Raw genomic sequence first — 12290 nt, 5'->3', positions numbered from 1 at the left:
CAGACGAACAGACCGCCCGCACATGAACAGCCCAATCCTCATCACCGGCGCCAGCCAGCGCGTCGGGCTGGCCCTGGCCCTGGAGCTGGCCCAGGCCGGCCATACGGTGGTCAGCGCCAGCCGCAGCCTGCATCCCCAGGCAGCCCACCCGAACATCCGGCAGTTCCAGGCCGACCTGACCCGCAGCGAAGACCGCCAGGCCCTGATCGACCACCTGCACGGCCACTACGACGGCCTGCGCGGGATCATCCACAACGCCTCGCTGTGGCTCGACGATGGCCTGGACAACCTCGACACCATGTTCCGCCTGCACGTCGAGGCGCCCTACCACCTCAACCTGGCCCTCGGCGAGTGGCTGAACAAGGTGGACAAGGCCGACATCATCCATATCTGCGACGAGACCTCATCGCGCGGCAGCAAGAGCCATATCGGCTACGCCGCGACCAAGGCCGCGCTGCAGAACATGGTGCTGTCGTTTGCCGAAAAGTACGCGCCCAAGGTGCGCGTCAACGGTATCCTGCCGGGCCTGTTGATCCTCAAGGAAGGCGGCGACGAGCAGTACCGCCAGCAGACCCTGAAAAAGGCCCTGCTCGAATTCGAACCCGGCGCCCGCCCGCTGATCGACGCCGTGCTGTTCCTGCTCGAAAGCCAGTACAGCACCGGCAGCCAGGTGGTCATCAACGGTGGCCGCCATCTGAAGAACCGCATGACCTGAAGAGACACCGCCCATGACCCCGCAACAACAGCTCGAACTCGAAGCCGCCGCGTTCCGGCGCCTGGTCGACCATCTGCAGAAACGCACCGACGTGCAGAACATCGACCTGATGAACCTCTCCGGCTTCTGCCGCAACTGCCTGTCGAAATGGCTCAAGGCCGCCGCCGACGATCGCCAGATCGAGCTGAGCCTGGACGATGCCCGCGAGCAGGTGTACGGCATGCCCTACGCCGAGTGGAAAGCCCAATACCAGAAAGAAGCCAGCGCCGAGCAACAGGCGGCGTTCGAACAAGGAAAACCCCGTGACTGACCTGAACACCCTGCGCAGCAGCCTCGCCAGCGGCGAGCACGTTTTCGCCGATACCCTGGCGTTCATCGCCGCGAACTACAGCTACCAGCCCCAGGCCTTCGACAACGGCGATGTGCACAACCCCGCCGGGCAGAACGAAGGTTCGTGCAAGACCCTGGGCCTGGCGCTGCTGGAAGGGCTGAGCGACCAGGAAGCGCTGCTGGCCTTCGGCGAGCACTACCGCAGCGTGGTGGCCACCCCCGAGGGCAGCGACCATGGCAACATCCGTGCGCTGATCAAGCATGGTTTGGCCGGCGTGAAGTTCACCGCACAGCCGCTCGCACGCCTGGCCTGACTTCGCCTCTCGCCCATCGCGGGGCAAGTCGCGGCGGTGCGCCGATGCGACGTGCCCCGCGACGAGGCCCTCAACTGATAACGCTACCCGGCACCTGGCCCTCTAACTGCCCTTCTCGCAGCCACCCCAGGGCAATCGGCCACAAACTTTCACGAAACCGATCGTGAAAAAACGCGAAATGCCCGATCTCCTCCACCGAGATATCCACAGGCGCCACCCGCAGGTGCCGACGCTCGGCCTGGCGCAGGTACCCCAACAACCGTTCGGTGGCCGCCACCGTGCCGAACGGATCGTCGGTCAGGCTGATGGCCAGGGTCGCCGCCCGCACCTGTTCGAACGGCAGCGCCTCGAGCAGGCGCCCACTGGGCCGGTGCTCGTAGCGCGGCGTGCGGGTACTCCAGTCACGCACCACCCCGGCCGGGGTGTCCTCCAGCCAGCCCAGGCGCTTGCCGGGGAAATAGCCGAATACCCGGGTCAGCAAAGGCATGACCACATGCCACTTGCCGAACAGTTGCCAGCGCTGGTCCGCCGCATAGTCGCGCCAATAGGCGAACTGCGCGCCCACCAGCACCGCTCGGCGCACCTGCGCGGCCGAAGGTGCCAGCCCCAGCGCCCAGCCGCCGAAGCTGTGGCCGACCACATGCACCGGTTGCCCGGGCTGTTCGGCTGCGGCCAGTTGCAACATTGCCTCGAAATCCAGGCGCCCCCAGTCGCTCCACGACGCCTTGAAACCGCGCAACGAAGCCGGGCGTGATTCGCCGATACCTCGGTAGTCATAGGTGAGCACATCGAAGCCCTGGGCGAACAGGTAATCGGCGAATCGCGAGTAATAACGGCAGCGCACCGAGGTGGCGGCATTGATGATCACCAGCGGGCGCTGGGCGTCGGTCTGGGCGTGACGCCAACGAAAACCGCCGAGGCTGTAGCCGTCGGCGGCGAGCTGGCGAAATGCACTGGCGGGTTGGGTGAGGCTGCTCATGGCGCGCTCCCTGCGTTGTCCGCCAACGCTAGCAAACATACCCCCGTTATAGCTAGGTGGTGGGCAGCGCGCCGGCCACACCCGGTTTGCGCAGCACCGCCAGGCGCGAGCCGTCGTAGCGGGTCTCGCGGAACAGCTTCCAGCGCCCGAACAGCCCGTACACGTGCATCACCCGTCCCTGCTCGTGGTAGCCCATGCGCAGGTGCAGCTTCATGGCCGGCACGTTGTGGGTCTCCACCACGTCCACCACCTTGTGGCAGCCCTTTTCACGCATGGTGTTCCACAGCTCGACCTGGGCCGTCACCGACAGCTCGCTGCCAAAGTAGGGCCGGGTCATCTCGCCGCCGAACTCGAAGAACTCGCCCGGTTTCACCGGGAAGGTGCAACCGTAGTAGTGCTTGTCGTGATAGTCGACCACGCTGGCCCAGATGAAGGCCACGGCATCGCCCTGCTCGTCCAGGTACATGTGCCCGGTGTGCCCTTCGGCGGCCAGTTCACGCATGGTCTCGACGCGGTCGCCGAAATTCGTGGCGAAGGCGTCGGCGTTGGCGGTGGTGATCTGCATCAGGGTGACCGGTGTGTGGGCCTTGAGGTTGTAGGGAGGCACCGGACTGATCAGGTCGCGTTCCATCCACAACAATTCCCAGTGGAAGAACACGTAACGTTCGAACAAGGTCTTGAAGGTGCGCTTGAGGCCCTTCTGGCGAATGCGTTCTTGTAGTTTTTGCAGTGCGCCCATTGCTCCCTCCTCGGCCCCCGCGGAATTGCCAGGCCAATAGCTGGGGTATAGATCAGGCAGAGGGTGCCCATGGCAAAGGGCCATTGGAGGATTTGTTTCAGAATATTAACAAGTCGTCGGCGGGAACCGCGCAGCCGTCATCAACGGCTGCGCGGTCAAGGACTTGCTTACAGCTCGATGCAGTCGAACCGTACGTCGGTGGCCACGTCTTCGTCGTAGTTGACGTCAGCGCGCTCGAAGCCGAACAGGTTGAGGAACTGCTTCTTGTAGCCGGCGTAGTCGGTCAGTTCGAACAGGTTCTCGGTGGTTACCTTCGGCCACATGGCACGGCAGGCGTCCTGCACGTCATCACGCAGTTCCCAGTCGTCCAGACGCAGGCGGCCTTCGTCGTCCAGTGCAGCCGGCGCACCGTCCGCACGGTACATGCGGTCACGGAACATGCGGTCCAGCTGGTTTTGGGTACCTTCGTGGATACCCTTCTCCTGCATGATCTTGAAGACCATCGACAGGTACAACGGCATCACCGGGATCGCCGAGCTGGCCTGGGTAACGACCGACTTGAGCACCGCAACGTTGGCACTGCCACCGACTTTCTTGCCCAGGCGCTGGGCGGTTTCGTCCAGGTCCTGCTTGGCCTTGCCCAGGGCGCCGTCCCAGTAGATCGGCCAGGTGATGTCGGAGCCGATGTAGCTGAAGGCCACGGTGCGAGCCTGTGGCGCCAGCACGCCTGCAGCGTTCAGGGCGTCGATCCACAGCTCCCAGTCCTGGCCGCCCATGACGGTGACGGTGTCAGCGATTTCCTGCTCGGTGGCCGGCTCGATGCTGGCCTCGATGATGGTGTCCTTGTTGGTGTCGATGGCGGTCGACTTGTACGGCTGGCCGATCGGCTTGAGCGCCGAGCGGACCACTTCACCGGTCTGCGGCAGCTTGCGCACTGGCGAGGCCAGCGAGTAGATCACCAGGTCGACCTGGCCGCCCATTTCGTTCTTGATCAGCTCGATGACCTTGGCGCGGGCTTCGTCGGAGAAAGCGTCACCGTTGATCGACTTGCTGTACAGGCCTTCGGCCTTGGCGAACTTGTCGAAGGCGGCGGCGTTGTACCAGCCGGCGGTACCGGCCTTGGTCTCGGTGCCCGGCTTTTCGAAGAACACGCCCAGGGTATCGGCCTTGAAGCCGAACGCCGCGGTGATGCGCGCGGCCAGGCCGTAGCCGCTGGAGGCGCCGATCACCAGGACTTTCTTCGGACCATCCTCGCGCACGCCCAGCTTGCGGGTGGCTTCGATCTGGTCACGGACGTTGAGCTCGCAGCCCTTGGGGTGAGTCGTGGTGCAGATGAAACCGCGAACCTTGGGATGAATGATGGCCAATGTCTGTACCTCGTCAGGTTTAGGCTGGGGCAGCGCCCGGATTCGGGGCGCTGCCGTTTGATCTAGAGGGTGAGACTACCCTCGCGGGATATCCGACACATATTACGGGGTGATTCGCATTGCTGCATTGTCCGCACGCTCCCATTTGCCGGCAAAGCCAGCGCCTACAGGTACGGCGTTGATCTTGAGGCTGGCGCGGTCCTGTGGGAGCGGCCTTGTGTCGCGAAAGGGCTGCGCAGCAGCCCCAGGGTTCCAGTGTTGACGCGAAGATCGCCGGGGCCGCTGTGCGGCCCTTTCGCGACACAAGGCCGCTCCCACAGGTTCCGTTCCATCAGGACAACACAGGCGACAGGGCCTCTCGCAACCACGCCAGGAACTGCCGCGCCAGCGGATCCTCCTGGCTCTCCCAATGCACCAGGCAGCTCCACACCGGCCCGCGTACGCGCTGTGCCGACAAGGGCCGCAAACGTCCCTCATCGACCATCCGCTGCGCCAGCAGTTGACTGACCAGGGCAATCCCCAGCCCCTCGCCCGCCGCCTCCAGCAGCAACCCCGGGTCTGAGAAGTTCAGCCCCTTGCCCTGCTGCCCCACCTCCTCGCCGCCTTCCAGCTGCCAGTGACTCCAGTCCATCTCGCGCTCGCCGTGCAAGGTCGTGCGCCCGGTCTCGGGCAACGTCGGGTGACAAGCCGGATACAACCTGTCCTGGTGCAGCACGGTGAAGCTGCATTCAGCCTGCGGCCCGATATCGTCGCGAATCGCCAGGTCGATGGTCTCGTTGGCCATGTCCGGGACCTCGAAGCTGGTAAACAGCCACAGGTCGACATCCGGGTGACGCTGGTGGAAATCCGCCAGGCGCGGCAACAGCCAATGCCGGGCGAAGGCCGGGGTGGTGTTGACCACCAACTGGTTGGGCTTGCGGTATTGGTCGAGGCGACGGATGCCCACCGCCAGTTGCTGCAACAGGGCTTGGGTGGTGCTGAGCAGGTCATGCCCGGCGTCGGTCAGGCTGACGCTCCGCCCGCTGCGGTGGAACAACGGTTGCTCCAGATAGCTTTCCAGGCTGCGGATCTGCTGGCTGATCGCCGACTGGGTAAGGTTCAGGGCCTCGGCGGCCTTGTGGAAGCTGCCCAGACGGGCGGCGGCTTCGAAGCCACGCAGGGCGTTGAGCGGGGGCCAATGCTTGAGCATGCTGATAAGCCTGACTGATCAGAAATACGCTAAATCTATCGTTTGTCGCTCCGGTTTCCCAGCCATAACATGGGCAGCAACACCCGCGACGGCGGGCTTCGTTGATAAAAATCCCTAATAGATCGGAGTTCACTATGACCCTGTCCCGCGACAGCGGCTGGCGCATGCCTGCCGAATGGGCCCGCCACGCCGCCACCTGGATGATCTGGCCACACAACAAGCCACTGTGGGAGGCGGGCTGGGGCGTGACCCTGGCCGACGTGCAGCGCGACTATGCCCGCGTGGCCGCCGCCATCGCGCGCTTCGAGCCGGTGAAGATGGTGGTCGATCCCTCGGCCATGGCCATTGCCCGCGAACTGTGCGGCCCCGGCATCGAGCTGGTCGAACTGGCCGTGGACGACAGCTGGTGCCGCGACAGCGGCCCGACCTTCCTCATCCACCCGCAGCAGGGCGTGGCCGGCCTGAGCTGGCGCTTCAACGCCTGGGGCGACAAGTCCGAGCACGGCAAGGACCGCAGCCTGGCCCGACGCATCCTCGATCATCTCGGCCTCGAAGGCCTGAGCACTCCGCTGTGCAACGAAGGCGGCGCCATCCATGTCGACGGCGAAGGCACGCTGATCACCACCGAGTCGGTGCTGCTCAACCCCAACCGCAACCCGGGCCTGAGCAAGGCTGACTTCGAGGACTGCTTCGCCCGCCTGCTGGGCATCCGCAAGACCATCTGGCTGCCGGGTGACCCGCAGTACGTCACCGGCGACATGACCGACGGCCATGTCGATGGCGTGTGCGCCTTCGCCCGCCCCGGCGTACTGCTGGTGGACGCCACCCACGACCAGGGCTCGGTGTACGCCGAGGTGGCCCGCGAGAACCGCCGCGCCCTGGAGTTGGCCACCGATGCCCAAGGCCGCTCGTTCGAGCTGCTCGACCTGTACGAGGCCACGGCGGCCGTGGATACCGAGGCCGAGGTGTTCTGCGCTTCGTACACCAACTTCTACCTGGCCAACGGCGCGGTGATCATGCCGGCCTACGGCATTGACGCCGACCAGGCCGCCGCCCGGCAGCTGGCCCTGGCCTTCCCCGGCCGCGAGGTCGTGCCGGTGCGCATCGACCATATCGCCCACGGCGGCGGCGGCATCCACTGCATCACCCAGCAGCAGCCGGCCTGGCAGGGAGCGCGCCCATGAGCACCGTGCGCATCGCCACCACGCAGATGGCCTGCAGCTGGGACCTGGCCGCCAACCTCGACCGTGCCGAACAGCTGGTGCGCCGGGCCGCCGCCCAGGGTGCCCAGGTGATCCTGCTGCAGGAGCTGTTCGCCACCCCGTATTTCTGCATCGAGCAGTGCCACAGCCACCAGGCCCTGGCCCAGGACTACCACGACAGCCCGCTGCTCAAGCGCTTCGCCGCACTGGCCAAGGAGCTGGGCGTGGTGCTGCCGCTGAGCTGGTACGAGCGCGCCGGCAACGCCTTCTTCAACTCGCTGACCGTGGCCGACGCCGACGGCCGCCTGCTGGGGGTGTACCGCAAGACCCACATCCCCAACGCCATCGGCTACCAGGAAAAGGAATACTTCAGCCCCGGCGACACCGGTTTCAAGGTCTGGGACACCGCCTTCGGCCGCCTGGGCATCGGTATCTGCTGGGACCAGTGGTTCCCCGAGACCGCCCGCTGCCTGGCGCTGATGGGCGCCGAGGTGCTGCTGTTCCCCACCGCCATCGGCTCGGAGCCGGGCGCCGCCGAGCTGGACTCGCGTGACCATTGGCAGATGGCCATGCGCGGCCACGCCGCCGCCAACCTGCTGCCGGTGGTGGCCGCCAACCGCGTCGGTCACGAGGTGGCGCGCAGCGACGACAACCTGTCGATGCGCTTCTACGGCTCGTCGTTCATCTGCGACCACAAGGGCGCGATGCTGCAAGAGGCCGACCGCGACAGCAGCGGCGTCTGGCTGCACGACCTGGACCTGGAACGCATGCGCGAAGACCGCCTGAGCTGGGGCATCTACCGCGACCGCCGCCCCAGCATGTACGCGCCGTTGCTCAGCCTGGACGGCCGCACCCCACAGACCGCGAGGGCCTGAACCATGCCAAGCCGTCCATCGAAACTGCTCGCCATCGCCGCCCTGGTGGCCTGCGCCGGCGTCGCCCAGGCCGAGCAGGATGCCCTGCGCCTGTACAACTGGGCCGATTATTTTGCCGAGGACACCCTCAAGCGCTTCACCGCCGAAACCGGCATCCCGGTGATCTACGACGTCATGGACGGCAGCGAAGTGCTCGAGGCCAAGCTGATGTCCGGTCGCAGCGGCTACGACCTGGTGTTCCCCGGCGACACCGTGGCCGAGCGACTGATGCGCGCCGGCAGCCTGCAGGCGCTTGATCGCAAGCAACTGACCGCGCTCGACGATATCGAGCCCGGCCTGCGCCAGCTGCACGACCGCTACCCCAAGGCCAGCCAGGCCACCGTGCCCTACACCTGGGGCACCATCGGCCTGACCATGGATGCGGCGAAGATCCGCGAGCGCATGCCCGACGCCCCGCTGGACAGCCTCGACCTGCTGTTCAAGCCGGAGCTGGCGGCCAAGTTCGCCGACTGCGGCATCTCGATGATCGACTCGCCCGACGAAGTGCTGGCCGTGGTCCTCCACTACCTCGGTCGCGAGCCGCGCAGCGCCAAACGCGAAGACCTGGCCGCCGCGAGCGAACTGCTCAAGGGCATTCGCCCCTATGTGCGCAAGCTGCAGTCGCAGCCGGTCACCGAGCTGGTCAACGGCAACACCTGCCTGTCGCTGGGCTACAGCGGCGACGTGATCCAGGCCCAGCGCACCGCCGAGGCCGCGGGCAAGACCATCGACTTCCAGTACCGCGTGCCCCGCGAAGGCACCACGGTGTGGATGGACACCATGGCCATCCCTGCCGACGCCAAGCACCCGGAATACGCCTATCGTTTCATCAACTTCGTCATGCGCCCGGAGAACATGGCTGCGATCAGCAACTTCACCGGCTACCCCACCGCCAGCGCCAAGGCCCGCCCCCTGGTGGATGCGCGCCTGCGTGACAACCCGGACATCTACCTCAGCGATGCCACCTACACCCGGCTGATTCCGGGCAAGGACATCCCCCAGGCCGACATGCGTGCGCGCATGCGCGTCTGGACCCGCTTCAAGACTGCACAGGACTGACCCCATGCCAACTCGCCGCACCTTCCTCCAACAGATGAGCGTCGTCGCCGGCCTCGGCGCCGCCGCCAGTTTCGGCCTGCCCTTCGGCGGCACCCGCGCCCGCGCCGCCGAGTCGGGCCGCTGGTTCATGCCCGACGAGGGTGAAAAGCACCAGCGCGCCTACATCGCCTTCGGCGCCCAGGACGCCATCTGGGAAGATTTCACCGAAGACGTCCAGGCCGCGCTAGGGCGCATCGCCCGGGCCATCGCCGCGTTCCAGCCGGTGACGGTGTTCTGCCGCGCCAGCGAGCGCGACATCGCCGAGGAGGAATGCGGCAGCCACAACATCACCTATGTCGAGACTGAGCTGGACGACATCTGGATGCGCGACATCGGCGCCAACTTCGTGGTTGACGACGACGGCGTGCTGGGCGCGGTGGACTTCAACTTCAACGGCTGGGGCGGCAAGCAGCAGCACCGCTACGACGCCAAGCTGGCGGCCCGCGTCGCCAGGCTGGCTGGCGCCCAGTACCAGCAGAGCGAACTGGTGGGCGAAGGCGGCGGTATCGAGGTGGACGGCCATGGCACCGGGATCATGACCGAGAGCAGCTGGATCAACAGCAACCGCAACCCCGGCTGGAGCAAGGCCCAGGTCGAGGCCGAACTGAAGGAGCGGCTGGGACTGCGCAAGATCATCTGGCTGCCGGGCATCAAGGGCAAGGACATCACCGATGCCCATGTGGACTTCTACGCGCGCTTCGCGGCGCCCGGCGTGTTAGTGGCGAACCTGGACAACGATCCAGACTCGTACGATCACAAAGTGACCCTCGAGCACCTGGAAATCCTGCGCAATGCCACCGATGCCGATGGCCGCAAGCTGGAGATCCACACGATGTCACCGCCACTGAAGCCACGGCGCAGCAAGTTCAGCGAGGACAACCCGGACTTCGCGGCGGGGTACATCAACTACTTCGTCATCAATGGCGCGGTGATCGCGCCGCAGTTTGGTGATCGCAGTGCCGACGAGAAGGCGCGGGCGTTGTTGGTGAAGCTGTATCCGGGGCGCAAGGTGGTGCAACTGGATATCGATGCGATCGCGGCGGGTGGCGGCGGGATTCACTGCGTGACCAACCAGTGCCCGGCGGTGTAGAGACGATCATCGCGGGGCAAGCCCGCTCCCACGCCAGACCTGCATGTTCAAAACTGGCGTGGGAGCGGGCTTGCCCCGCGATGGGCTACACTTCACGGATCCTCGGACCTGCGCCGCCCCGTCACCATCGACCAGGGCAGGTTCTCACGCAGCCGCACACTCTCCACCAGCGCCGCCAGCAGGTGCACGCAAACCAGCGCCAGCAGGCCATCGGCCAACCAGCTGTGCAGCGTTTCCAGCCACTCGGCGCCCCACAACGCATCCACCTCCAGCATCATCCAGCCGGTCAGGCCCAGGCTGGCGATGCCCGTCATCATCAGCACCATCACCAGCGCGCCGATCGGCGTGTGACCCATGCGGTGGTAAGGCTCGCCACGCCACAACGCGCGTCCATGGGTTCGTAACCTTTCCAGGGTCGGCCAGAAATCCGCCCAACGTGCACTGCGGGGCCCGACGAAACCCCATGCGCAGCGCACGGCCAGGCAGCCGCACGCGTAGTAACCCAGCCATTGGTGCCAGTCGTCACCGGCCTCGTTGAAGACGTAGTTGGCGAGGAACACCGCGGCGAACGACCAGTGGCACACCCGCAGCAGCGGGTCCCACAGCCGCACGCCGGCGGTCATTTATGGATCTCGGTCTTGACCGCGTTGCCGCTGACCGGATCGTGATAGATCTCGACCTTGCGGCCATCCTTGTCGAAGCCGTAGATCTCGTAGCAGTTGCCCTTGGTCACCTTGAACTTGTTGATCTTGTAGCCCTCGTCCTTGAGCTTGGCTTGGAACTGCTCGGCGTCCTGCCAGGTACCCTTGTCAGCCGTGGTGCATTTGGGCTCGGCGGCGAAAGCGGCGGCGCTACCCAGCAACAGGGTGATCGCGATAAGTGAACGGCGCATTGGGAAACTCCTGCTTGTTGATGGAAGCCTCATTCTGCCCAGCGAAGCTGAAGCCAAGCTTAGTTTCATCCGAACGGCGGTACAGAATTGCATGCGCCATTCATTTGAATTTCGGATCAATGGCAAAGAAAAACAAACTTCTCAAATAAGCCTCGGGCGGGGATGCTGTCAGGATCACGCCCGCATCCCGGAGAACAACAATGAACGAAGTCGTCATCGTCGCCGCCACCCGCACTGCCATCGGCAGTTTCCAGGGGGCCCTGGCCAATGTATCCGCCGTGGAGCTGGGCGCCGCCGTGATCCGCCAGTTGCTGGCCCAGACCCAGCTCGACCCGGCCCAGGTCGACGAAGTGATCCTCGGCCAGGTGCTTACCGCCGGCGCCGGCCAGAACCCCGCCCGCCAGGCCGCCGTCAAGGCCGGCCTGCCCTACGAAGTGCCGGCCCTGACCCTGAACAAGGTCTGCGGCTCGGGCCTGAAAGCCCTGCACCTGGCCGCCCAGGCCATCCGCTGCGGCGACGCCGAGGTGGTGATCGCCGGTGGCCAGGAGAGCATGAGCCTGGCGCCCTACGTGATGCCCTCGGCGCGCACCGGGCAACGAATGGGCCACGGCCAACTGGTCGACAGCATGATCACCGACGGCCTGTGGGACGCCTTCAACGACTACCACATGGGCATCACCGCCGAGAACCTGGTGGACAAGTACGCCCTCACCCGTGAACAACAGGACGCCTTCGCCGCCGAGTCGCAGCGCAAGGCCGTGGCCGCCATCGAGGCCGGGCGCTTCAAGGACGAAATCACCCCGATCCACATCCCGCAGAAGAAAGGCGAGCCGCTGGTGTTCGACACCGACGAACAGCCACGCCCCGGCACCACTGCAGAGTCCCTGGGCAAGCTGCGCGCCGCGTTCAAGAAAGATGGCAGCGTCACTGCCGGCAATGCCTCCAGCCTCAACGACGGTGCCGCCGCCGTGCTGTTGATGAGCGCCAGCAAGGCCAAGGCCCTGGGCCTGCCGGTACTGGCGAAGATCGCCGCCTACGCCAGCGCCGGCGTAGACCCTGCGATCATGGGCATCGGCCCGGTATCGGCGACCCAACGCTGCCTGGACAAGGCCGGCTGGCAGTTGGCCGACCTGGACCTGATCGAAGCCAACGAAGCCTTCGCCGCCCAGGCACTGGCCGTGGGCAAGCAGCTGGAGTGGGATGCCTCCAAGGTCAACGTCAATGGCGGCGCGATCGCCCTGGGTCACCCGATCGGTGCGTCCGGCTGCCGGGTGCTGGTGACCTTGCTGCACGAGATGATCAAGCGCGATGCCAACAAAGGCCTGGCAACCCTGTGCATCGGTGGCGGCCAAGGCGTGGCACTGGCCATCGAGCGCTGATCACACCCAGCAGCCCGCTCCCACACGGCGATATTCAAACCTGTGGGAGCGGGTTATCCGCGAAGCGTTCGACGCGGATCAC

General features: G+C 65.7%; 14 protein-coding genes. 8 read left to right on the top strand and 6 right to left on the bottom strand.

Annotated elements, in window-relative coordinates; genetic code table 11:
• The first annotated feature begins 22 nt into the window (after positions 1–22).
• Genes folM through AC25M7_RS08615 form a run of 3 tightly spaced genes read left to right on the top strand, consistent with a single transcriptional unit; the run spans position 23 to position 1359 of the window.
• Complete coding sequence (folM, locus tag AC25M7_RS08625; protein ID WP_028689850.1) at positions 23–715, top strand: dihydromonapterin reductase; 693 nt, start codon at positions 23–25, stop codon at positions 713–715.
• Positions 716–728: 13 nt separating this feature from the next.
• Positions 729–1025 carry a DUF1244 domain-containing protein gene (locus tag AC25M7_RS08620; RefSeq protein ID WP_028689851.1) on the top strand — a complete coding sequence of 99 codons (297 nt, stop codon included), beginning with the start codon at positions 729–731 and terminating at the stop codon, positions 1023–1025.
• Positions 1018–1359: a HopJ type III effector protein gene (locus AC25M7_RS08615; protein WP_062363970.1), complete on the top strand. Its 342-nt coding sequence runs from the start codon at positions 1018–1020 to the stop codon at positions 1357–1359. The genes AC25M7_RS08620 and AC25M7_RS08615 overlap by 8 nt, the downstream gene beginning before the upstream one ends.
• A 70-nt stretch (positions 1360–1429) precedes the next feature.
• Here AC25M7_RS08615 and AC25M7_RS08610 read toward each other — a convergent pair whose 3' ends face one another.
• The 4 genes from AC25M7_RS08610 to AC25M7_RS08595 all read right to left on the bottom strand — a co-directional run bounded on the left by AC25M7_RS08610 (position 1430) and on the right by AC25M7_RS08595 (position 5633).
• Positions 1430–2338 carry an alpha/beta hydrolase family protein gene (locus tag AC25M7_RS08610; RefSeq protein ID WP_028689853.1) on the bottom strand — a complete coding sequence of 303 codons (909 nt, stop codon included), beginning with the start codon at positions 2336–2338 and terminating at the stop codon, positions 1430–1432.
• 52 nt (positions 2339–2390) lie between these two features.
• Positions 2391–3077: a GNAT family N-acetyltransferase gene (locus AC25M7_RS08605; RefSeq protein WP_069016145.1), complete on the bottom strand. Its 687-nt coding sequence runs from the start codon at positions 3075–3077 to the stop codon at positions 2391–2393.
• A gap of 167 nt (positions 3078–3244) precedes the next feature.
• Positions 3245–4444, bottom strand: a complete 1200-nt coding sequence (fabV, locus tag AC25M7_RS08600; protein ID WP_028689855.1) for an enoyl-ACP reductase FabV — start codon at positions 4442–4444, stop codon at positions 3245–3247.
• 331 nt (positions 4445–4775) lie between these two features.
• Entirely contained in the window at positions 4776–5633 is an 858-nt protein-coding gene (locus AC25M7_RS08595; protein WP_028689856.1) for a LysR substrate-binding domain-containing protein, read from the bottom strand.
• A gap of 134 nt (positions 5634–5767) precedes the next feature.
• Here AC25M7_RS08595 and AC25M7_RS08590 point away from each other — a divergent pair, with 134 nt between their 5' ends.
• From AC25M7_RS08590 to AC25M7_RS08575, 4 genes are read left to right on the top strand one after another with little or no spacing between them, the layout of a single operon-like run.
• Complete coding sequence (locus tag AC25M7_RS08590; protein ID WP_028689857.1) at positions 5768–6817, top strand: agmatine deiminase family protein; 1050 nt, start codon at positions 5768–5770, stop codon at positions 6815–6817.
• Positions 6814–7710 (top strand): N-carbamoylputrescine amidase, encoded by an 897-nt coding sequence (gene aguB / locus AC25M7_RS08585; protein WP_349738789.1) that lies wholly within the window; start codon positions 6814–6816, stop codon positions 7708–7710. The genes AC25M7_RS08590 and aguB overlap by 4 nt, the downstream gene beginning before the upstream one ends.
• 3 nt (positions 7711–7713) lie before the next feature.
• Positions 7714–8808: an extracellular solute-binding protein gene (locus AC25M7_RS08580; RefSeq protein ID WP_207851375.1), complete on the top strand. Its 1095-nt coding sequence runs from the start codon at positions 7714–7716 to the stop codon at positions 8806–8808.
• A 4-nt stretch (positions 8809–8812) separates the two neighbouring features.
• Entirely contained in the window at positions 8813–9937 is a 1125-nt protein-coding gene (locus AC25M7_RS08575) for an agmatine deiminase family protein (RefSeq protein ID WP_486970943.1), read from the top strand.
• Between the two features lie 92 nt (positions 9938–10029).
• Here AC25M7_RS08575 and AC25M7_RS08570 read toward each other — a convergent pair whose 3' ends face one another.
• Together AC25M7_RS08570 and AC25M7_RS08565 are read right to left on the bottom strand one after the other, a co-directional pair.
• Complete coding sequence (locus tag AC25M7_RS08570) at positions 10030–10560, bottom strand: cytochrome b/b6 domain-containing protein (protein ID WP_028689861.1); 531 nt, start codon at positions 10558–10560, stop codon at positions 10030–10032.
• Entirely contained in the window at positions 10557–10829 is a 273-nt protein-coding gene (locus AC25M7_RS08565; RefSeq protein ID WP_028689862.1) for a PepSY domain-containing protein, read from the bottom strand. The genes AC25M7_RS08570 and AC25M7_RS08565 overlap by 4 nt, the downstream gene beginning before the upstream one ends.
• A gap of 200 nt (positions 10830–11029) precedes the next feature.
• Here AC25M7_RS08565 and AC25M7_RS08560 point away from each other — a divergent pair, with 200 nt between their 5' ends.
• Positions 11030–12208 (top strand): acetyl-CoA C-acetyltransferase, encoded by a 1179-nt coding sequence (locus tag AC25M7_RS08560; RefSeq protein ID WP_028689863.1) that lies wholly within the window; start codon positions 11030–11032, stop codon positions 12206–12208.
• Positions 12209–12290 lie beyond the last annotated feature (82 nt).

The sequence above is a fragment of the Pseudomonas sp. P106(2024) genome (assembly GCF_057480815.1).
This window is presented reverse-complemented; position numbering and strand designations above follow the sequence as displayed.

Coding starts and splice junctions, on each gene's coding strand:
- folM (WP_028689850.1), top strand. CDS start 23: ATGAACAGCCCAATCCTCATCACCGGCGCCAGCCAGCGCGTCGGGCTG.
- AC25M7_RS08620 (WP_028689851.1), top strand. CDS start 729: ATGACCCCGCAACAACAGCTCGAACTCGAAGCCGCCGCGTTCCGGCGC.
- AC25M7_RS08610 (WP_028689853.1), bottom strand. CDS start 2,338: ATGAGCAGCCTCACCCAACCCGCCAGTGCATTTCGCCAGCTCGCCGCC.
- AC25M7_RS08605 (WP_069016145.1), bottom strand. CDS start 3,077: ATGGGCGCACTGCAAAAACTACAAGAACGCATTCGCCAGAAGGGCCTC.
- AC25M7_RS08595 (WP_028689856.1), bottom strand. CDS start 5,633: ATGCTCAAGCATTGGCCCCCGCTCAACGCCCTGCGTGGCTTCGAAGCC.
- AC25M7_RS08590 (WP_028689857.1), top strand. CDS start 5,768: ATGACCCTGTCCCGCGACAGCGGCTGGCGCATGCCTGCCGAATGGGCC.
- aguB (WP_349738789.1), top strand. CDS start 6,814: ATGAGCACCGTGCGCATCGCCACCACGCAGATGGCCTGCAGCTGGGAC.
- AC25M7_RS08580 (WP_207851375.1), top strand. CDS start 7,714: ATGCCAAGCCGTCCATCGAAACTGCTCGCCATCGCCGCCCTGGTGGCC.
- AC25M7_RS08575 (WP_486970943.1), top strand. CDS start 8,813: ATGCCAACTCGCCGCACCTTCCTCCAACAGATGAGCGTCGTCGCCGGC.
- AC25M7_RS08570 (WP_028689861.1), bottom strand. CDS start 10,560: ATGACCGCCGGCGTGCGGCTGTGGGACCCGCTGCTGCGGGTGTGCCAC.
- AC25M7_RS08565 (WP_028689862.1), bottom strand. CDS start 10,829: ATGCGCCGTTCACTTATCGCGATCACCCTGTTGCTGGGTAGCGCCGCC.
- AC25M7_RS08560 (WP_028689863.1), top strand. CDS start 11,030: ATGAACGAAGTCGTCATCGTCGCCGCCACCCGCACTGCCATCGGCAGT.